The sequence below is a fragment of the Ruegeria sp. AD5 genome (genome assembly GCF_056542345.1).
This window is the reverse complement of sequence record NZ_JBQFZR010000001.1, coordinates 1386297-1405009: the sequence shown is the minus strand read 5'-3', so window position 1 is coordinate 1405009 and position 18713 is coordinate 1386297. Positions and strand designations below refer to the sequence as shown.

The window sequence follows — 18713 nt, the reverse complement described above, 5'->3', positions numbered from 1 at the left end:
CAAGCCGCACGCTATCTGCGACAGCCGGGGCCGTTCTATGAATCTGTTCATCGCGGCAGGACAAGTCAGCTATGCATATCCGCATCTATGATGGCGCGGATCCGTTGCAAATCCTCAAGTTCGATGCTGGTGATTTCGTCATAAAGGTTGCGAAACTCGGGCTCATCCATCAAAAACTCAATCTTAGCCTGGTGCCAGGCGACAGCTTTTTCGTGTAGCTGCGCAATCTGCGGAATGGCTAGCAACGCTTCCATCGCCACTGACAATCTGGCCAGGTTGCGTTGGATAGTGACGTCCTGATACTGGTTCCAATCCATCCGTATCCAATAGTTGCGCCCGACAGTGCGATCCACATGCAGGGCCCTTCCGCGTTGGCGCTTGACCAAGAAAGACTGCGCAGATCTTAGTGCGTAGTGGTTTAGCTGGACCAGCTCATAGCCGATGGTCTTGATATCGGACCTCCAGCCATTCTTTGCCACTTTGTGCGTGATATCCTGACCCGATCCATTGACCCATAGCACCTGTTCGACTTTTGCTTCTTTAAGCTTATTGGGCCGGTGACAGCTTAGTTTATGATAGGCACGAATATTCCTGGTGGCGGTCTTGAAGCCCCAAGCGGTATGCGGTTTGGGCAGATATGACGGAGCGCATCGGTCAAATTGCGCCAGGACCGGCCTGTCTTCGTAGGTCTTTATCCCGGCCGACCCAAATTGCCGCCAGGTCATGGCAATATTGCTGACCCCCTCGGGCAGGCGCTTATAAAGTTCCGGCAGTGTCCCGTTACCAAAGCGGATGTTGATAAACTCATCCACATCAATATGAATAACCCAATCAGCACGTTTGACCGCCTTGAGCTTTGCAGACTGGTTCAGAGCCCACTGTTGCGGGGAATTGCCCTTCCATTTGTTGTTGTCGACATGCGTGACCAGACCGGTTTTGGACAGCGCATCCAGCATCAGATCCGTGCCATCCTCGCAGCCATTGGTATAGATAACAAAGTGATGCACCCCGATCGATTGGTGGTATGCAATCCATTCCAATAGGAAAGGGCCTTCGTTTTTCATGCAACCGATCAGCACCGTGCCGCTGGTACCCTCTGGCGGCCTGAGGTCCACCGGCACCGTGTCACCCATGGGTCGACTTTCGTCAAAACTTGTCAGGTCATTGCGCGGCAAGAAGCGACGGGCAAATGGCAGCACTTCTTTTGGAGTGGATTCTTCTTTTGCAGAGGAGGCCAGGGTAGAGAATGCAGGAGGCTGCGCAGTCAGATCATCTGGCCATTCAATCCGGTTAACTATCGCATCGGCACCAAATTGTGTGGCCCAAATTCTGGCGCGATCAGATCCTGAATCAAGATCAGTCAAAATCAGGATGTCGGCCGCCAATTGCCCCAAAACTTCGTGGACTCGACCAACAGAGACTTCCGTGGTGAGGTTTTCTGCTAGCCCTGGCATGGCCAAAAGCATGAACCGCGGTCGCTCATTAGCAATCGCACTGGCGAGTGCGGGCAAAAAATCGGGCGGCTCGGCCTTTGCACGTCTTCGCCGTGTAATCTGCGCAAACGTAAGCAGTTGCTGCTGCAAATCCGCATTATCGATACTCAAAACAGACGCAACCCCATTGGCTTGGCGCGCCTGATCCCGAGCTGTGTCGCGTATATCCAGGATTAGCTGCATTAGTCAGCGGGCTCTTGATGGATGGGAACCAGCTGGTCGCCAAGGGCTTTTTCCAGTTTTCGGATGGTTCGCCGCCGCTGCCGCCAGAACATTTCTTCCCAGGCCAGATCAGGTGAGACAAATCCTGCATCGGCAAGCATTTTATGCAATCTGGACATGTCAAGCTCTCCAAGTGAATGGCGGTTGGGACGACCGCGCGAAGCCAATACCCAATCGGTGCGAATGGCATTGGCGACTAAAGGCTCTTGCCCGCAAAAGGCCGCTAGCTGGGCTGAGATATTGTGATGCACCGAAGAAGTGCGGCGAGGGATCATTGCAACCTGCTGATCTGGACGGCCGACCAGAGCAAAAAGATGCAGTGCCGACCCGTCTAGTGCAACGATCTGACGGGCGGCTTTGTAACGCGCGATCTGCTTTTCCATCGGGTGTTGTTCCGGATAGAAAATCTCGTACCCGTTCTGGCGCAAATTCTCTTCGAGAAACTCTTCTCCGATAACGCCACCCCGTCGTATTCCAAGACCCGCGCGCGAGATATAAAGCCGCTCCGGCCCTTCAGGGGAAACGTCGGCGCCAAAATTTTGATGGATCAAGGCACGATATTCAGGCGTTCCCGCCACAATCGGGCCCAGCCCAAACCCCTGACCGGGCACATGCAGATGTTCTACCTGAGTTGGCTCGGTCACCACTTTGATTGGCAGATCAATACCCAGAAGCGCAAAAAAATTATGCTGCATGGGGCGTGTTTCACCCCCATTGGCGGGTCGCTTGGGGGTAAAGAGGACCCCATCAATATCCTTCGCGATTGCCGGCAGCGGCCAAAGACGTGCGGTGCTTTCAGCCAGGAAATGACCAAAGTGTATCCATAACAGCCCGGCATAAAGCCAGCGACCCGACAATTGCGGCAAGGGGTCTGTTGGCGATACCGGCTGGGTGGTCATGGCACGCTTTCCCCGCCAAAGCGCCCCATGCGCGCAATATTCCCGGTCTTCAGTCAGAACACCGGCTTCCTGCACCGTATCGGAGACTGCGGGCGGAACCACAATGGCCCGCTCAAGCGCAACAAGTTCTCGTGACCATCCTTGATCAGGCAGAGGAGGTTGGTTCAGATCATTATCGTTAAGCGCAGACATCTTTATTCACACCCGGTCAGAGCGAGCGGATCGACAAAGACATGCTTCTAGTCGGTCTTCTGCTGTCAGAAGCCGGGATAGATGATCGGTGAATATCCTTGTGATCTGCAACCAGCGTCTTTGACATTCGACTATCCGATAAACTGGGCCCCAGATTAGTCCGAGACCCGCGTTCGGGCTTCTTATCATTCGGCCCTATACTCCTTAGCATCCTAATATGGCCGGACCTACATCGCTGCAAGCAATCGTAGTGAAATTTCTACGCTAGAAAAAGTAAAGGCTCTATCCGCAGAAGGACAATCGAATATGTTGACAGTGTCGCAGTTTATCATCCTTGCCTGAAGCGACCGCCATTGCTTTGATTGCCAAGTTGTTGTCCGTTGTACTCAATTCAATGGCCGGTTGGGAAACCGTCCGCCAAACAACTTAGCACTACGGTATTAGCAGATGACACCTAGTGTTATTGTTTGCGATCGCCCCAAACCTGGACACAGACTGGCGCTTTTGACTTGCCCAGACATTTTAATCTTGGTCAACAGACTTCAGCACATCCTGTGGCATCGCCTTAGAGGGATCGATGTCATGTTTCTTGCATAGCTTGGCGACCTGGCTGTTGGGATGCGGCAAAGGAAACCCACCGTCCATATTGTATTTCTTGCGCATGCTTGAGCCGCCAATGTGATGAACCCCCAACGCGTTTTCATCGAGCGATATGCGGGAAAACCGCGGCCGGAAATAATTCAAGCGCATGGCCGTGGGTTCTTGGGAATAGAATGACTCGGGTGGCAGGGCGTGTTTAACTTCACCGTTTTTGCCCAGAAAATACGAGATAGCCTGAGGCCCGAACGTATAAAATGGCAGCTGCGACAGGTTTTCCAACGGTATCGAGAAAGAGCCGTCTTCATTGGACTTGCCGATGGAAACATCAATATTTTTTTTCCACGGCCAGTCATTGGGGATCACGATCTCAGACCCGTTCATAAAGTCATGCATACCCTGCAATGTTGGAGAACTGTGCGGCAGCCGGAGAGCCGCATTGTTATAATAGCGTTTCTCTTTTGCGAAAATATACGGAATGTCGGGGATCGGCTGCATACACAACATATCGCAATCCATCCAGATTTCGTCGGATTCCCGAAGCATGTTGATCCTGAAAAAATCCGACAACGGGGCATAAGCGCTGTTTCGCTTTTCGTTTCGCCATATTTTCAGGTGGTCAGGCAAGAAAATACGTGCATCCGCATTTTCAACGCCCGGTGGTGTGTTCGTGATTTCTTTCAAAGAGTACAACTTGACCTTATGGCCGTGATCCACAAAGCTTTTGAGGCAGAGTTGCTCGAAAAAAGTCAGACTGGATCCATGCCAAAACGATGAAATTACTGGAGAAATTTCCATGCTGGATCAATGCCCGTTATATTTTTCGCTTGCTCCGCATTAGCATGGCTCCGGAATTCGATCCACTGGTTTAATGATCCCGATACAAGCGCAATTGTGATGGTGACCCAACCGTCCAATATGAACTGTCTGTAGCGCAGGTCCGCTAGTCAGAATTCTCGCACCTTTGTGTTTCGCGAAAAAGAACGAGCGGTAACGATCAAACTTTAGGGGCTCGCAATAAGCAGTAATTGTTTGGTTACCTCAACTTTGATCCAATTTTCTCAGTCCTCCCCGACAAAGGTCGCAAGATCACCCAAACTGTCTTAAATCGGATCGTCCAATAAGACCTCAGGATGCTCTTGCTTAAGGCGGAAAATTCACCGATCAAGGTTGCCACAAATCCAGACTTTTTGGGCAATAGAGGAAGCCGGTGACTCTAAAGACGTGCAATCAGGGATTTTGGCCCTTCCCAAACACAGGACTCCTTTAAAGATGGCCACCTGGGGTGTCGTTACCATGGTCAAAGAGCCGCCAGAGCTGGTGGCTATATTTGCTTCCTATTATGCGTCACTCGGCGCGCAAGAGATCTTTATCTTTCTGGATGGTGATGATCCGAAAGCGCGGCAACTTCTGGCTCAGATACCGAACTGTCGCGGTGAAGTGATGGATGACACGTTTTTTCGAAGAAACTGGGACTGTGCTTATCCGGAGAACGTTAACAGACGCCAAAGACTGATAGCGACAAAAGCCTATCGAGAAGCAACGGTCGATTGGATGCTTTTCCTCGATGCGGACGAGTATCTGCAAGCCGATGATTTTGCGCAAGAGCTTGCTGACCTGCCCTCGGATGTTGATACGATTTCAATTCCTAATGGCGAGCGCGTGTTTTCGACCGAGGACACCACACCCGGACTTTTTGGTGGTCTTATGCTGAAGCCTAAGCACACCCGCGGCTATGTCGCCCGAAGCTTATTCGGAGAAGAACGACTCAAGTACAGCGACAGAGGATTTTGTGCGCATCGTTTCGGAAAAAGCGCCACCCGAACGGGGAAAAACATCAAGTTAGGTGTTCATGCGCCACAGCGGTGGAGAGGCAACATCAAGCGACATGTTTCTCAACAATCGGTCATTTGTCACTTTGACGGACTGACCGAAATCCACTGGATGCTCAAATTGCTGAGATATCATGATATGGGCACATATGAATCACCTAAGGGCAGCAACGATTTCCGCTATGAACAGGTCCAATTCCTGAAAAATTCATCTTCTTTGAATGCTGTTCAAGAGCTTCATGACATTATCCGAAAATACGACAAGGACACCGAAGAAAGACTAAGGGGTCATGGTCTTCTCGATGATGTGCAGGTCCGCCCTTTCCGGGGTTTGGATACCTATTATCCTGACCACGATTTTGATTTGTCGGTTGAGTGGTTCAACGATGTTCTGAAGATGAATATGTCGGACCTCTATGCGAGATTACCGACATGATGTTTGATGCAAATAGTCTGACCTTATGCAAAACATGCTCTACCGACCGCTCATCCTTGGAATGGAGCAAGAATGACCGAAACGAACCCTGATGTTGCGATCCAGTACCGTGGATTGAAGATACCTTCATCGCCATTTCTGGACGAAACGATCATGAATCTGATCGAGCAGGACAATTATGAAAGCTGGGAAATGGATGGCGCTTTGAGCGTCGTTCAACCTGAGGATCGTATTCTGGAAATGGGCGCCGGGCTGGGTATCGTGAGTGGTGTTGTCGCGCTCGAGAACAAACCAGAGGCTATTCTCAGTTTTGAAGCCAATCCAAATCTAATTCCACACATCCGTCGTTTACATGCCCTAAATGGGCTTTCAGACCGGATCGAAGTCCGGAATGCGATACTAAGCGCCAATCCAAAGGATCCCGACTCTATTCCGTTTCATATTGACGCTTCATATCTAGGGTCTTCAGTTTTTGATAATGAAGGTGAATCAACAACATCAGTGCGCGTAGCTAAAGCGGACTTCGAAGCGGTGAAACGAGAGTTCGCTCCGACGGTTCTTGTGATGGATGTTGAGGGGGCGGAACTGGATTTCTTGAGGAATGTGGACCTGTCGGGCATTCGAGCCATTGTTATTGAATTCCATCGCCTCATTTATGGGCACAAAGGTGTCCGGGCCTGTAAAAGGATTCTTTCGAACGCGGGTTTTCTACGGCTGGACGATTTGTCCTGGAGGGTTGTTTGGACCTGCACACGAGATCTTGGCTGAACCGCGTCATTGAGACGAGCATTTTCGAACTATGCGAATTGGCCAAGGCAGTTGAGCGCCCTGAAATGAAACGTTTAGCCGACTTGTGACCTGAATTTGCCCATAGCAATTTATTCGTTGCAACTATGTGCATCTGCGGACGGGAACTTGTGACAGGACCTCAAAGAACTGTTTCTGCCTTCAATCTCGGATCGCGGGGCTGGGTCAACGACCACGATGTCGGCGCTGGGTGTCCCTGTCTTATTGTGCCGTTTTCCGGTCATAGCATCTGGAAACACCACCATTTTGCGACACCGGCAACACCCCGAGTTAACTGCAAAGCTCAAAGCGAAGCCGCACCCATCATACGGTGTGCAACAAAACTGTTGACGAGACCTGATCTCATCAATAATCGGTAACCATCTGTTGGGGTGCCCCTCGGGGCTGAGATGCAGACATGCAAACCCATTGAACCTGACCCGGTTAGGACCGGCGGAGGAAACAGGCATACCGGGCGCCCCGTGTCACAACTCGTGTCACTACGCAGGCTCTGGGTCTTTCCACGCACATCCTGACCATGACAACGAAGGATGTGCCATGGTTGCGACTGCATTGACGATTGCCGGTTCTGACAGCGGAGGCGGCGCGGGCATTCAGGCGGATCTCAAATCATTCGGCGCAATGGGCGTGTTCGGTTGCAGCGTGGTCACCGCGATAACCGCGCAGAATACCTGTGACGTGACCGCAGTACATCCGGTACCCGACAATGTGGTCGCGGCTCAGATCAAGGCGGTCCTGGACGACATCCGCATAGACGCCATCAAGATCGGAATGCTGGGCACGCCATCATTGGTCGAAACAGTGGCCCGTGCATTGGAAGGTTTTTCCGGACCTGTAGTCCTCGACCCCGTCATGGTGGCGAAATCCGGGGTCGCCCTGCTTGAGGATCAAGCGATTGCCGCGCTGAAGCAGTATCTTCTGCCGCACGCTGACCTGCTGACACCAAACCTGCCCGAGGCGGACAAGCTGCTGGGACAAACCCATAAAGGTGAAAGTGCCGGACTGGTTGCGCCGTTGCTGGCGCTAGGTCCTAAGGCAGTTCTGATCAAGGGCGGCCATGCCGATGGCATTGAGTGCCTTGATGTGCTGGCAAAGTCAGGGTTGGTTGTCACGCTGGGGGCACCGCGGATCGCGACCCGCAACACGCATGGTACTGGCTGCAGTTATTCCGCAGCAATTGCGGGCTGCCTTGCGCGGGGCATGGATCTTGAAACTGCGGTGCGGCGGGCGCATGGCTGGCTGCACGCTGCAATAAAACGTGCCGACGGGTTGGAGATTGGACAAGGCCATGGCCCGGTACATCATTTTCACGAGATGTGGGCATGAGCGCTGTCACCATACTGGGTGCCGGGGTTGCCGGGCTTTGCATTGCAGCCGAGCTGGTGTCACGCGGTGTTTCCGTACGGATGATCGACCCGGCAGGTCCCGTGAATACGCATTCCTGCAGCTGGTGGGCCGGGGGCATGTTGTCGCCGGAATGCGAGGGCGCAGTCGCCGAACAGCCCGTTGTGGAACACGGGCGTAAAGCAGCGGATTGGTGGCAAAAGCAGGGGGCGCAGTTCGGTCTGGATGTGACCCGGAACGGTACCTTGGTTGTTGCTCTGGGCCGGGATCAGAGCGAGCTGACGACGTTTGCACGGCGCGCCGAAGGCGTGGAATGGCTGGACCGCGAGGGCATCGCGCTCCACGAGCCGCATCTGGCCGAGCAATTCGGCAAGGTGTTGTTCATCGCGAATGAAGCGCATCTCAATCCCCGCCCGATGTTGACCGGGTTGCATGCACACCTGGTGGCTTCGGGCGTTGAGTTTCTGACTGCAGGCGAAACGCTGGGTCAGGTCATCGACTGCCGTGGTCTCGCCGCGCAGGATCGGCTGAGCGATTTGCGCGGGGTAAAGGGTGAGATGCTCATCGTGCGCTGCCCGGACCTGTCGCTATCGCGTCCCGTGCGGCTGCTGCATCCTCGTTTCCCGCTCTACATCGTACCGCGCGGCGATGGCGTATTCATGTTGGGCGCAACCCAGATCGAAAGTGGGCAGCGCAGCCGCGCAAGCCTGCGATCCGTGATGGAACTAATGAATGCGGCCTACGCGTTGCATCCAGCCTTTGGTGAAGCCGAGCTGCTGGAAATCGGAGTCGATGCCCGCCCGGCCTTTGCGGACAATCAGCCACGCATCCGCCATTTCGACGATCGCATCATGGTGAACGGGCTGTACCGCCATGGCTATCTGCTTGCTCCGGCGTTGGCAGGGATGGTGGCAGATCTGGTGACCTGCGGCACGCAGCCCGCGCTTTGGTACGAGAACTGCGAAGGCACGAAAAGCGCGTATGAAACACCGGGGAGAACCACATGAAACTGATGGTGAATGGTGAGGCCGTCGAGGCCAAAGGCCCCAGCCTTGCCGATCTTCTGGTCGAACTAGGCAAAGGCAATGACAAACTGGCCACTGCGGTGAACGAGGTGTTCGTTCCGGCATCAACACGTGCGGCGCAAATGCTTTCCGATGGGGACCGGATCGAGCTGGTTTCGCCGCGGCAGGGGGGCTGACATGCCGGAATTCTACGGCAAGGAAATAGCGTCGCGCCTGATGTTGGGCACCGCGCAGTATCCGTCGCCCGCAGTGCTCGCCGATGCGTTTCGACGTTCGGGCGCAGGCATTGCCACGGTGTCGCTGCGTCGCGAGGCGGGTGGTGAAAGGGCCGGGCAGGATTTCTGGTCTCTGATCCGTGATTTGGGTGTCGAGGTGTTGCCCAATACCGCCGGGTGCTACTCAGTACGCGAAGCGGTCACTACGGCGCAGATGGCGCGCGAACTTTTCGAGACCAACTGGATCAAGCTTGAGGTGATCGGCCATGCCGACACTCTGCAGCCCGACCCGTTCGGCCTTGTGGAGGCGGCGCGCATCCTTGCCGACGATGGGTTCGACGTCTTCCCCTATTGCACCGAAGATCTGGTGCTGTGCGAGAAACTGATCGAGGCAGGCTGTCGTGTGTTGATGCCTTGGGGGGCGCCGATCGGCACCGGACTGGGGCTGAACAACCTTTACGGCCTTCGCTCGGTACGGGCTCATTTTCCCGAGGTGCCTCTTGTGGTTGATGCAGGGCTGGGCCTGCCATCACAGGCGGCACAGGCCATCGAAATCGGCTATGATGCGGTGCTGCTGAACACGGCGGTCGTTAAGGCAGGTGATCCGGCGGCGATGGCCCAAGCGTTTGCCCGCGCGGTTGAAGCCGGTGCCTTGGCCTTCGGTGCCGATGCTATGGAACCGCGCGACATGGCCGCGCCCTCAACACCTGTTTTCGGAAAGGCCATGCTGTGACGCTGCCGTCGTTCTACCCGATATTCGATGACATCTCATGGCTGCGCCGAATGCTGCCGCTCGGGGTGCGGTTGGTGCAGCTGCGCATCAAGGAACATCCCCTGGATGCGGTGCGCGCGCAGTTGGCGGAGGCGCGGGATTTGTGCCGCGACCACGGCGCGCTGTTGGTGGTCAATGACTATTGGGAACTGGCGATTGAGCTTGACTGCGACTGGGTGCACCTAGGGCAGGAAGATCTGGACACCGCTGATGTTGACGCGATCCGGGCCGCCGGGTTGAAACTTGGCGTCTCAACCCATGACGAAGCAGAGCTTAAGCGTGCGCTGGCTTTGTGGCCTGACTATGTGGCACTCGGGCCGGTTTATCCGACCATTCTAAAAAAGATGAAATGGCACCAGCAGGGTGTCGAAAAGCTGACCGACTGGAAGGCGCGGATCGGACCTATTCCGCTTGTGGCGATAGGTGGCATGTCGGTCGAGCGCGCGCCGGGTGCGTTCGCCGCCGGGGCCGACATCGTGTCCGCCGTGACCGACATCACCTTGAAGGACGACCCAGAAGCCCGTGTACGCGAATGGCTAAGGATCTGCCCATGAGCCGCTATGCACGCCAGATTGCTGTACCTGGCTTTGGCGCATCGGGGCAGGAAAACCTGCGCACCGGGCATGTACTGGTGATTGGCGCAGGAGGGCTTGCCGCACCAGTGCTGCAATATCTGGTCGGGGCCGGTGTGGGACGTATCCGTTTGGTTGATAATGATATGATCAGCCTGTCGAACCTGCACCGCCAAACGCTGTTCCGTGAACGCGACATAGGGCAATCCAAAGTGCAGGTGGCAGCACGTGAAATGATGGCGCAGAATGATGAGGTGCGGATCGAACCGGTCGAATCCCGCCTTGATCCGGCCAATGCCTCGCAACTTTGTCAGGGCATCAATCTGGTGCTGGATTGCGCCGACAGTTTTGCCGCCAGCTATGTGGCCTCGGATGTTTGCCTTGCTGCCGATCTGCCGCTGATTAGCGCCAGCGTTGTGGGCTCGGAGGGCTATGTCGGGGGCTTCTGCCACAAGGCTCCGGGTCTGCGCGCGCTGTTCCCGGATCTGCCTGCAAGGCTGGGTTCCTGCGACGCCGATGGCGTGCTTGGCCCGACGGTGGGTGTGATCGGCAGTCTGCAAGCGCAGATCGCGGTTGCGGTGCTGAGCGGGGACCTTACGCCAATGGGGCGTCTGGTGACCTATGACGCCACCAGCATGCGCTTTGGCGGTTTTCGCTTTGACGGCGCACCGGATCCCGCACCAGAGCCGGACTTCATAGCGCAAGAGATGCTTCGGGCCGACGATCTGGTAATCGACCTACGCGACGCAGATGAAACTGGCCCGGAGCTGGCTGGCGCTCAGCGCCTCAGTGTTGATGAAATCGATCCGCGTGCCCCCCTTTTGCAAAACAACAGACGCCTAATCCTTGCCTGCCGTTCTGGTCTTCGGGCCTGGCAGGCGGCGATGCGGATTTCCACGAAAAACGGGCCCGAAATCAAACTTCTGGCCCTAGGTGACAACAACTAAAACGAGGAAACCGAATTGAAACATTTTCTGACCGTAGCGGCGATGCTGATGGCTACACCGGCGCTGGCACAAGACAAGATGACTCTGCTGCTGGATTGGTTCGTAAACCCTGATCACGGTCCGATCATCGTAGCGCAGCAAAAAGGTTATTTCGCAGACCAGAATCTTGAGGTCGAGATTGTGCCGCCTGCTGATCCCTCGGCCCCACCGAAACTGGTGGCCGCCGGGCAGGGTGACATCGCCGTGAGCTATCAACCAAACCAGCACCTCCAGGTAGCCGAAGGTCTGCCGCTGATGCGCGTAGGTACACTTGTGGCAACGCCACTCAGCTGTCTTCTGACACTAAAGGACGGCCCGATCCAAGAGATCAGCCAGCTCAAAGGTGGTAAGATCGGGTTCTCGGTTGCCGGCGTCGAAGAAGCGGTGCTGGGTGCCATGCTGGGCAAGCATGGGGTCGCGCTGGACGAGATCGAGATGATCAACGTCAACTTCTCGCTCAGCCCCTCGGTCATGTCCGGGCAGGTCGACGCGGTGATCGGTGCCTATCGCAATTTTGAGCTGAACCAGATGGAAATCGAAGGTGTCGAAGGCCGATGCTTCTATGTCGAAGAAGAAGGCGTGCCGACATATGACGAGTTGATTTACGTCGCCAACCCCGAGCTGATGGACGAGGACAAGGTGCGCCGCTTCCTGCGCGCCACCGAGCTGGCCACGCAATACATCGTCAACAACCCGGATGAAAGCTGGGAGGTTTTCAAAAGCTACGCGGAAGAGCTGGACGACGAGCTGAATGCAAAGGCTTGGGTCGACACCCTACCCCGCTTTGCCTTGCGTCCTGAGGCGCTGGACGAAGGCCGCTACATCCGCTTCGAGGAATTTCTGGCCAAAAGCGGCTTGGTCGTGGGCACCCGCCCGGTATCGAAAATCGCGGTCGATCTGGGGGCACAATGAACTACGGCACCTCATTTGAGGCATGGCGAGCGGCGGCCGGGGAAACCTGGCCTGCCTATACCCGCCACGCATTCGTGCGGGGCATGGGTGATGGAACCCTCCCGCGCGCGGCGTTTTTGCACTATCTCAAACAGGACTATGTCTTTCTGATCCATTTCGCCCGCGCTTGGGCGCTGGTGGTGACCAAGGCTGAGTCCGTCGCGGATATGCGCCTCGCCGCGGGGACCGTGAATGCACTGATCAATGACGAGCTTGCCCTGCATATCGGCATCTGTGCCAAGGCTGGGATTTCCGAGGAAGAACTTTTTGCAACGCAAGAGCGTCAGGCTAATCTTGCCTATACACGCTATGTACTGGATGCCGGGCATTCCGGGGATATGCTTGATCTTCTGGCCACACTGGCCCCCTGCGTCATGGGCTATGGTGAGATCGGGGCAGAGCTTTCGGTGGCAAAGACCTCAGAAACCTATGCCGATTGGGTCAACACTTATGGCGGGGAAGATTACCAGCAGGTTTGCCGCGATGTTGGCGCGCTGATCGATGGCGTGGTAGCGCGGCGCATCGGGGATGACCCGCAAAACTGCCCACGTTGGGCAAATCTTTGCGACCGCTTCCACAAGGCGACCGAGCTTGAGGTCGGCTTTTGGGGCATGGCATCGCAGCCATGAGCCCGGCCCCCGCCCTATATCTGCGCGGATCACTGTCGATTGGCGACACATCCATCGCGCGCGGCATTGATCTGCGACTTGATGCAGGGCGGTGGACCTGTCTTCTGGGGGCCAGTGGTGTGGGCAAATCCACAGTGCTCAAGCTGCTGGCCGGACTGGGAGACCATGTTTCTTTGGACGGTGAAATCTGGGCCTCGGACGGTGGCGCGCTGGCCGGGCGGGTGGCCTTAATGGCGCAGAGTGATTTGTTGCTGCCTTGGCTATCAGCGCTCGACAATGTGGCAATAGGGGCACGATTGCGCGGCGAGAAATTCGATCGGGGCCGGGCCGAGCAGGTACTGGAGCAAGTTGGGCTAGGCACACATCTGGGCAAGAAACCGGGAAAGCTCTCCGGTGGGCAAAGACAGCGCGTGGCCTTGGCCCGAACCCTGATGGAAGACCGCCCCATTGTGTTGCTGGACGAACCATTTTCAGCCCTTGATGCCCTGACTCGGGTGCATATGCAGGACCTCACCGCACAGCTGCTGAAGGGACGTACGGTGCTGCTTATCACCCATGACCCGGCCGAAGTGGCGCGGCTGGGGCAGAACATCATGATCATGACGCGCGACGGGCTGCACCCGGTCGAAACTCCAATGGGCAGCATCCCGCGCCCTGTTGATGATCCGGGCGTGCTGGGCATCCAGGCCGCGCTGCTTCAACAACTCAGGACGGACAGATGAGCGCAAGCGAAACTCTCAGGGCGCTGAACCAGGACAACTGGACAGCGGCCACGATACATGACTTTACCAATGCGCTGGCTACCGGAACGCTCGACCACGGCAAAATGGCTGGCTATTTACAGCAGGATTACCTTTTCGTGGACGGCTTCGTGCGTCTGCTGGCCTCAGCAGTGGCGCATGCACCCAACCTCGCCGATGCTGTGCCGGGCGCGCGCTTTCTGGGCCAGATCTGCGGGCCAGAGAACACGTACTTCCTGCGTGCATTAGACGCGCTGGACGTGCCCCAGGCAAGCGAAGCCGCACCCGAAACCCTGGCGTTTCAGGCCCTGATGGACGAAGCCCGCACATCCGGGCGCTACGAGCGGATGCTGGCGGTGTTGGTGGTCGCGGAATGGGTCTATCTGGATTGGGCTGGCCCGGTCGAAAACCGCGCCGATAATCTGCCGTTCTGGCTGGGTGAATGGATCACCCTGCACTCCGGCGACGGGTTCGAAAGTGTGGTGGCCTATCTGCGTGAGCAATTGGATGCGATCTGGCCGACCCTTTCGGACCAGGCGCAGGCCGAGGTTGCCGCCACCTTCGAAAAAGCCGTGGCCCTAGAGCGCGCCTTTTTCGATGCCGCATGGGCAGGATTCCCGGTTGCCCGATGACAGGTTGGCCTGCAGGAATCGCTGCAGCCGCAGTGGCAGTGTCGCTTTGGCAACTGGTGGTCTGGGCCACCGGCTTGCCGCGTTTTATCTTGCCCCCGCCAGCGCTGGTTTCCGAAACCATTTGGAACAGCCGCAACCTTCTGCTGGAGCATGGGCTGGTCACCGCGACCGAAGTGCTGATCGGGCTGGCCCTTGGCGCAGTGCTGGGCGGGCTGTCGGCCATCGGCCTTGCCGCCTCACCGCTAGCACGCGCGCTGGTGCGACCAATTTTGGTGTTTTCCCAGACCATCCCCGTCTTTGCCCTCGCACCGATTCTGACCCTGTGGCTTGGCTTCGGGCTCGAGGCCAAAATCGCCATGGCGCTGCTGATCATTTATTTCCCGGTTACTTCGTCTTTCTTTGATGCACTGATGCGCAGCAATCGCGACTGGCTGGATCTGGCTCGGGTCATGGGGGCGTCGCCCGCCCGAGCAATGTGGCACATCCGTATTCCATCTGCTCTGCCCGGATTTGCCAGCGGCCTGCGTCTGGCTGCTGTCTATGCCCCGATCGGAGCCGTCATCGGTGAATGGGTCGGAGCGTCGCGTGGGCTGGGATATCTGATGTTGTTGGCCAATGGCCGTGCCAAAACCGACCTGATGTTCGCCGCGCTGATTGTGTTGGCGGTACTTACCATCATCCTGCACGCAACGGTCAACGCCCTGTGCAATCGGTACCTGGATCAGCGTGATCAGATATGAACAAAGTACTGACCATCAATCTACGCGAACGCGGAGATCGACTTTAATCGTGCCACCAGCTGTGATGAAAGAGCTCAAAGCTAGAGTACATTGATTTCCAGAGCGCCAAGTTAAACAAAGCTAATTGGTCGAGCGGCGAACACAGAGTGTGCCGCAGTCACTTGTCCAAGAGTCCTACCTTAAGGATCAACTTGAATTAAGCCGAACCAGAACGCGTAGCGTCATGGTCTGAAAGTGGTTTATCATTGCCAGTGGCCACTACTTCCGCTGGTCAGGCCTCCGCAGCCAGAGAAGCCGAATGGTTTCCGTAATTTTTGCAACGCGGATCACATAGTGAACGCCCCACACACCAAAAGCCTGTTTGGTTGACAGATCCTGATTCCTCAGAAGGTTTTTCAACGTCTTGAAGGAAGGGATCAATTTCTGCAAAGGCGGGATGTAATTTACGATGCCGCGCTTGGCATTGCGGCGCAGCCTAGCCCCCTCAATACGACGGGCTTTGGTGATGTGATCCCCAAGACTGTCGCGCGCCGGGTGACGGACGATGGCGTCTTCGGCAAACACAATCGCTTCGCCCGCAGATTGTGCACGATCATTCCATTCCATGTCCCCGCCGGACAACACCGTGTCGTTGAACCGACCGATGCGATCCATAAGCTCCCGCCGAACGATCAGATTGGCCGTAACCGCGCGCCCACGTTCCACCCATTTTTTTTGCTCTAATCCCAAATGAACATCATAGAGTTCGGTCGTCTTCCAATCCTGCCCGTTCGGGATCAGCACAACATTGCCGCCAAAGCGATTAACCTCGGGGTGGTCTTCGGCTATTTTCAACCCGGCCTCTAGATAGAGCGGGTCAGGCTGACAATCGGAGTCGGTGAAAAACAGCAGCTCCGAGGCGGCTTCTTCGATTCCCCGGTTGCGCGCTGCGTATGAGCCGGGTTTTGTCTCACTTAGAATGCGGGCGTTTGCGGGCAGGCGAAACCCGTCGGGCATGGGGTCGGTCGGGTCATTGTTGACTGCAAGTATCTCGAACTGGTTTGTGTTCAGTGTCTGAGAGGCTAGCCCATCCAGACAAAGCTGCAATTGGTCCCAGCTTTGATAGGTCGGGATGATCACTGACGCGCTCAGGGACGAACGCGCCGGTGTAATGTCAGGCCGTTGGATCACGTCGGGATCATTCGGCATTGACGGCGTTCGAGTACTGATGGTCATATAGGGTTTTGAATGGCCCCGGTTTCTTCAGCAACTGTTGGGCGCTGCCCTGCTCAAGAACTTCACCAGCCTCAATCACCACGATCTTGTCCGCATGCATGATGGTTGAAAGCCTGTGAGCCACGATGATTGTCGTACGCCCTTCGGTCAGGCGGCCCAAGGCTTCCTGAACCAGATGTTCCGACCGCGAGTCCAGCGCACTAGTTGGTTCGTCCAGCAGCAGGATCGGGCTGTCGCGCAGAAGCGCGCGCGCAATCGCAAGGCGCTGTTTTTGACCACCGGACAGGAAGGCACCATTTTCACCAACCAGAGTGTCAAAGCCTTTCTCAAGCGACATGATGAAGTCATAGGCATTTGCGGCCTTGGCAGCCTCGATCACGTCGTCTTGCGAGGCACCCTCACGGCCAAATCGGATATTGTCGGCGATTGAGGCCGAAAACAGAAACGTCTCTTGCCCGACGAACGACATGTTCTGGCGCAGTGATTTGAACGAGGCGTATTTGATATCCTGACCATCGATCGATACCGAACCGCTGGTCGGATCATAAAGCCGCAAGGCCAAATTCAGAATGGTCGACTTGCCGCCGCCGGACAGGCCAACCAGAGCGGTGGTCTTGCCAGCTTCGAACGTCAACGAAAGCCCTTTCAAGATCGGATCGCGACGACGGTAGCCGAAAGTGACGTCGTCGAACACCACCTCTCGCGGACCATCAGGCAGGCTTTTGGGATTGGCCTCTTCCGGCAGGGTTTCTGGTTCGTCCAACATGTTGAACAACATCTGCACCCGGCGCAGACCCAGCTCCATCTTCACCCGCACCTTCGTCAGGCGCTTCGCGGGCTCATAGGCCATCATCACAGCGGTCACGAACGACATCAGTTCACCCGGAGTGGACGCTGCAGCGCCAAACAGCTTACCAGCGCTCAACCCGATGACCGAGGCAATTGCAAACCCGGCCAGGATATCCGTCAGCGGGCTCGTCGCAGCTTGCAAACGCGCAAGCTTATTGCGCCGCTTCTCGACGCTTTTCACGGCCGAGTTCATCTTATTGGCCATGCGCTCTTCCAACCCGAAAGTCTTAACCACGCGAATGCCAGACGAGGTTTCCTGAATGACTTTCATGATCGCGCCCATCGATTGCAGTTCCATATCTGCAATCTCGCGAATCTTTCTGAGCAGTATCCTGATCCCTAAAACCGCCAGCGGGCCGACGATCAGGGTAAAAAGGGATAATATGGGTTGCTGATAGAACATAACAGCCAGCAGACCGATCAGGGTCAGCATATCGCGAACTGCCGTGGTCACCATTATCTCGATCACCGTGCGCGCTGCCTGGGCCGTTTGTGTCACCTTCAACAACAAATCCGAGCTTTCTGTCAGGTTGAAGAATGAAACACCCTGCCGCAAAAGCTTATCGTAAAGCTTGATCTGTTGTTTCGAGACAATCCGGTTCCCGGCACGCGTAAGGGCCACAATCTGGACGTAGGTTGCAATGCCTTTGACCAGGAAAATCGTGAACACGGTCATCGAAACGCCAAAAATCTTGGCTGAGTTTTCACTGTCAAACAGCGAATCCACCACATCACGCATGATAAAGGCGATACCTGCGGTGGTTGCCGCAACAAATACCATCGCGATGATCGCGATCGTATAAGGTACCGCTTGCTCGCGCATATTCTCGGAGAGCAGTCGCCACAGGACGGAATCACTCAATACGGTCGCAAATTTTGATTTGATCTTTTGCAATGCACATGTCCACTGTGATCAGGATCGAGCTAAGTCACATCTGACGCGCTCATAAACAGTTTCCGCTAGATAGTCGCCTGTTGCCAGTTGAGCAAGCCCGCGCCCTATTCTGCCGCTTCAATGCGAATTGTTCGAACCGAAGGGTCTACACGCGAATAAGCGGCCAAAACCCTCCCCGACCATTTCTGTGCAATGTAATCCGCCATAAAACGCGATGGCGCAATCAGGGTCGCCAGGCCCCCTGCCCTTTCGGCTTCGTTTAGATGCTTGAACCAGCTGGACCAAAGTTCTGGGTCACGCCCATGTAGGATCGATTGAACCTGTGCCCAAACGTCTTCACCCTTTGGCGGCGGGATCGATGGCTTTGACTGAAATGGCACAACATTGGTATCGCGCTCTGGCTCTTGCTGCATTCGTTCTTGGAAATCCGTTCCGATCACGGGCCAGGTTTCCATTGTGTCCAGCATGATCTGCTTCAGGTCGAGTTCATAAACCGCAACCCGTCCTCGAGCGGCGGGTCGTTTGACCGCAATCCAGCCTGCGCTGCGCAGCTTAGCCATCTCACGTTTAACTGTGCGTTCGTTCACGGACCACAACCGAGCGATCTCTTCCCGGCCAATCGACAGTTCATTGGAGCGCCAGTTATAGCGCGTAGTAATTAAAGTCATGA

At 55.9% G+C, this 18713-nt stretch carries 19 protein-coding genes and 1 riboswitch; of the genes, 13 read left to right on the top strand and 6 right to left on the bottom strand.

The features are described from left to right. Window positions 1-65 precede the first annotated feature (65 nt). The 3 genes from ACR0JG_RS06855 to ACR0JG_RS06845 all read right to left on the bottom strand — a co-directional run bounded on the left by ACR0JG_RS06855 (window position 66) and on the right by ACR0JG_RS06845 (window position 4087). Window positions 66-1676, bottom strand: coding sequence for a glycosyltransferase family 2 protein (locus tag ACR0JG_RS06855; RefSeq protein ID WP_480568426.1), 1611 nt, complete (start codon window positions 1674-1676; stop codon window positions 66-68). Continuing rightward, window positions 1676-2806, bottom strand: a complete 1131-nt coding sequence (locus ACR0JG_RS06850) for a glycosyltransferase family 61 protein (protein WP_480568423.1) — start codon at window positions 2804-2806, stop codon at window positions 1676-1678. The genes ACR0JG_RS06855 and ACR0JG_RS06850 overlap by 1 nt, the downstream gene beginning before the upstream one ends. Window positions 2807-3328: 522 nt before the next feature. Beyond that, window positions 3329-4087, bottom strand: a complete 759-nt coding sequence (locus tag ACR0JG_RS06845) for a glycosyltransferase family 32 protein (protein ID WP_480568420.1) — start codon at window positions 4085-4087, stop codon at window positions 3329-3331. Window positions 4088-4675: 588 nt separating this feature from the next. Between ACR0JG_RS06845 and ACR0JG_RS06840 the strand changes: the two genes are divergently transcribed. The 13 genes from ACR0JG_RS06840 (at window position 4676) to ACR0JG_RS06780 (ending at window position 15084) form a co-directional block, all read left to right on the top strand. Beyond that, on the top strand, window positions 4676-5671 hold the full coding sequence (locus ACR0JG_RS06840; protein WP_480568417.1) for a glycosyltransferase family 2 protein: 996 nt from the start codon (window positions 4676-4678) through the stop codon (window positions 5669-5671). Between the two features lie 72 nt (window positions 5672-5743). Then, window positions 5744-6439: an FkbM family methyltransferase gene (locus ACR0JG_RS06835; protein ID WP_480568414.1), complete on the top strand. Its 696-nt coding sequence runs from the start codon at window positions 5744-5746 to the stop codon at window positions 6437-6439. 396 nt (window positions 6440-6835) lie between these two features. After that, window positions 6836-6936, top strand: a riboswitch (TPP riboswitch). Window positions 6937-7015: 79 nt separating this feature from the next. Then, a complete protein-coding gene (thiD, locus tag ACR0JG_RS06830) occupies window positions 7016-7804 on the top strand; it encodes a bifunctional hydroxymethylpyrimidine kinase/phosphomethylpyrimidine kinase (RefSeq protein WP_480568411.1) in 789 nt (262 codons plus the stop codon). After that, window positions 7801-8829, top strand: coding sequence for an FAD-dependent oxidoreductase (locus ACR0JG_RS06825; protein ID WP_480568408.1), 1029 nt, complete (start codon window positions 7801-7803; stop codon window positions 8827-8829). Before thiD ends, ACR0JG_RS06825 begins: the two co-directional genes overlap by 4 nt. Further along, window positions 8826-9023 (top strand): sulfur carrier protein ThiS, encoded by a 198-nt coding sequence (gene thiS, locus ACR0JG_RS06820; protein WP_170394182.1) that lies wholly within the window; start codon window positions 8826-8828, stop codon window positions 9021-9023. The genes ACR0JG_RS06825 and thiS overlap by 4 nt, the downstream gene beginning before the upstream one ends. Before the next feature lies 1 nt (window position 9024). Continuing rightward, window positions 9025-9795, top strand: a complete 771-nt coding sequence (locus ACR0JG_RS06815; protein ID WP_170625590.1) for a thiazole synthase — start codon at window positions 9025-9027, stop codon at window positions 9793-9795. Further along, complete coding sequence (locus ACR0JG_RS06810) at window positions 9792-10388, top strand: thiamine phosphate synthase (protein ID WP_480568404.1); 597 nt, start codon at window positions 9792-9794, stop codon at window positions 10386-10388. Before ACR0JG_RS06815 ends, ACR0JG_RS06810 begins: the two co-directional genes overlap by 4 nt. Next, on the top strand, window positions 10385-11353 hold the full coding sequence (locus tag ACR0JG_RS06805) for a ThiF family adenylyltransferase (protein ID WP_480568401.1): 969 nt from the start codon (window positions 10385-10387) through the stop codon (window positions 11351-11353). The genes ACR0JG_RS06810 and ACR0JG_RS06805 overlap by 4 nt, the downstream gene beginning before the upstream one ends. 42 nt (window positions 11354-11395) lie before the next feature. After that, window positions 11396-12304 (top strand): ABC transporter substrate-binding protein, encoded by a 909-nt coding sequence (locus ACR0JG_RS06800; RefSeq protein ID WP_480569033.1) that lies wholly within the window; start codon window positions 11396-11398, stop codon window positions 12302-12304. Beyond that, on the top strand, window positions 12301-12972 hold the full coding sequence (gene tenA, locus ACR0JG_RS06795; RefSeq protein ID WP_480568398.1) for a thiaminase II: 672 nt from the start codon (window positions 12301-12303) through the stop codon (window positions 12970-12972). The genes ACR0JG_RS06800 and tenA overlap by 4 nt, the downstream gene beginning before the upstream one ends. Next, the gene (locus ACR0JG_RS06790; RefSeq protein ID WP_170423093.1) at window positions 12969-13694 is read left to right on the top strand and encodes an ABC transporter ATP-binding protein; all 726 of its coding nucleotides are present in this window, start codon (window positions 12969-12971) and stop codon (window positions 13692-13694) included. Before tenA ends, ACR0JG_RS06790 begins: the two co-directional genes overlap by 4 nt. Then, window positions 13691-14344 (top strand): TenA family protein, encoded by a 654-nt coding sequence (locus tag ACR0JG_RS06785; RefSeq protein WP_480568395.1) that lies wholly within the window; start codon window positions 13691-13693, stop codon window positions 14342-14344. The genes ACR0JG_RS06790 and ACR0JG_RS06785 overlap by 4 nt, the downstream gene beginning before the upstream one ends. Further along, window positions 14341-15084: an ABC transporter permease gene (locus ACR0JG_RS06780; RefSeq protein ID WP_480568392.1), complete on the top strand. Its 744-nt coding sequence runs from the start codon at window positions 14341-14343 to the stop codon at window positions 15082-15084. The genes ACR0JG_RS06785 and ACR0JG_RS06780 overlap by 4 nt, the downstream gene beginning before the upstream one ends. 258 nt (window positions 15085-15342) lie before the next feature. Here ACR0JG_RS06780 and ACR0JG_RS06775 read toward each other — a convergent pair whose 3' ends face one another. The 3 genes from ACR0JG_RS06775 to ACR0JG_RS06765 form a co-directional block, all read right to left on the bottom strand. Continuing rightward, entirely contained in the window at window positions 15343-16272 is a 930-nt protein-coding gene (locus ACR0JG_RS06775; RefSeq protein WP_480568389.1) for a glycosyltransferase family 2 protein, read from the bottom strand. Then, window positions 16262-18010: an ABC transporter ATP-binding protein gene (locus ACR0JG_RS06770; protein ID WP_480568386.1), complete on the bottom strand. Its 1749-nt coding sequence runs from the start codon at window positions 18008-18010 to the stop codon at window positions 16262-16264. The genes ACR0JG_RS06775 and ACR0JG_RS06770 overlap by 11 nt, the downstream gene beginning before the upstream one ends. 137 nt (window positions 18011-18147) lie before the next feature. Continuing rightward, a complete protein-coding gene (locus ACR0JG_RS06765; RefSeq protein WP_480568384.1) occupies window positions 18148-18711 on the bottom strand; it encodes a DnaA N-terminal domain-containing protein in 564 nt (187 codons plus the stop codon). Window positions 18712-18713 lie beyond the last annotated feature (2 nt).

Excerpts from the sequence above, each read along its gene's own strand:
- ACR0JG_RS06775 (WP_480568389.1), bottom strand. The coding sequence starts at position 16,272 with ATGCCGAATGATCCCGACGTGATCCAACGGCCTGACATTACACCGGCG.
- ACR0JG_RS06835 (WP_480568414.1), top strand. The coding sequence starts at position 5,744 with ATGACCGAAACGAACCCTGATGTTGCGATCCAGTACCGTGGATTGAAG.
- ACR0JG_RS06780 (WP_480568392.1), top strand. The coding sequence starts at position 14,341 with ATGACAGGTTGGCCTGCAGGAATCGCTGCAGCCGCAGTGGCAGTGTCG.
- ACR0JG_RS06840 (WP_480568417.1), top strand. The coding sequence starts at position 4,676 with ATGGCCACCTGGGGTGTCGTTACCATGGTCAAAGAGCCGCCAGAGCTG.
- ACR0JG_RS06805 (WP_480568401.1), top strand. The coding sequence starts at position 10,385 with ATGAGCCGCTATGCACGCCAGATTGCTGTACCTGGCTTTGGCGCATCG.
- ACR0JG_RS06790 (WP_170423093.1), top strand. The coding sequence starts at position 12,969 with ATGAGCCCGGCCCCCGCCCTATATCTGCGCGGATCACTGTCGATTGGC.
- thiS (WP_170394182.1), top strand. The coding sequence starts at position 8,826 with ATGAAACTGATGGTGAATGGTGAGGCCGTCGAGGCCAAAGGCCCCAGC.
- thiD (WP_480568411.1), top strand. The coding sequence starts at position 7,016 with ATGGTTGCGACTGCATTGACGATTGCCGGTTCTGACAGCGGAGGCGGC.
- ACR0JG_RS06785 (WP_480568395.1), top strand. The coding sequence starts at position 13,691 with ATGAGCGCAAGCGAAACTCTCAGGGCGCTGAACCAGGACAACTGGACA.
- tenA (WP_480568398.1), top strand. The coding sequence starts at position 12,301 with ATGAACTACGGCACCTCATTTGAGGCATGGCGAGCGGCGGCCGGGGAA.
- ACR0JG_RS06800 (WP_480569033.1), top strand. The coding sequence starts at position 11,396 with ATGCTGATGGCTACACCGGCGCTGGCACAAGACAAGATGACTCTGCTG.
- ACR0JG_RS06815 (WP_170625590.1), top strand. The coding sequence starts at position 9,025 with ATGCCGGAATTCTACGGCAAGGAAATAGCGTCGCGCCTGATGTTGGGC.
- ACR0JG_RS06855 (WP_480568426.1), bottom strand. The coding sequence starts at position 1,676 with ATGCAGCTAATCCTGGATATACGCGACACAGCTCGGGATCAGGCGCGC.
- ACR0JG_RS06825 (WP_480568408.1), top strand. The coding sequence starts at position 7,801 with ATGAGCGCTGTCACCATACTGGGTGCCGGGGTTGCCGGGCTTTGCATT.
- ACR0JG_RS06765 (WP_480568384.1), bottom strand. The coding sequence starts at position 18,711 with ATGACTTTAATTACTACGCGCTATAACTGGCGCTCCAATGAACTGTCG.
- ACR0JG_RS06850 (WP_480568423.1), bottom strand. The coding sequence starts at position 2,806 with ATGTCTGCGCTTAACGATAATGATCTGAACCAACCTCCTCTGCCTGAT.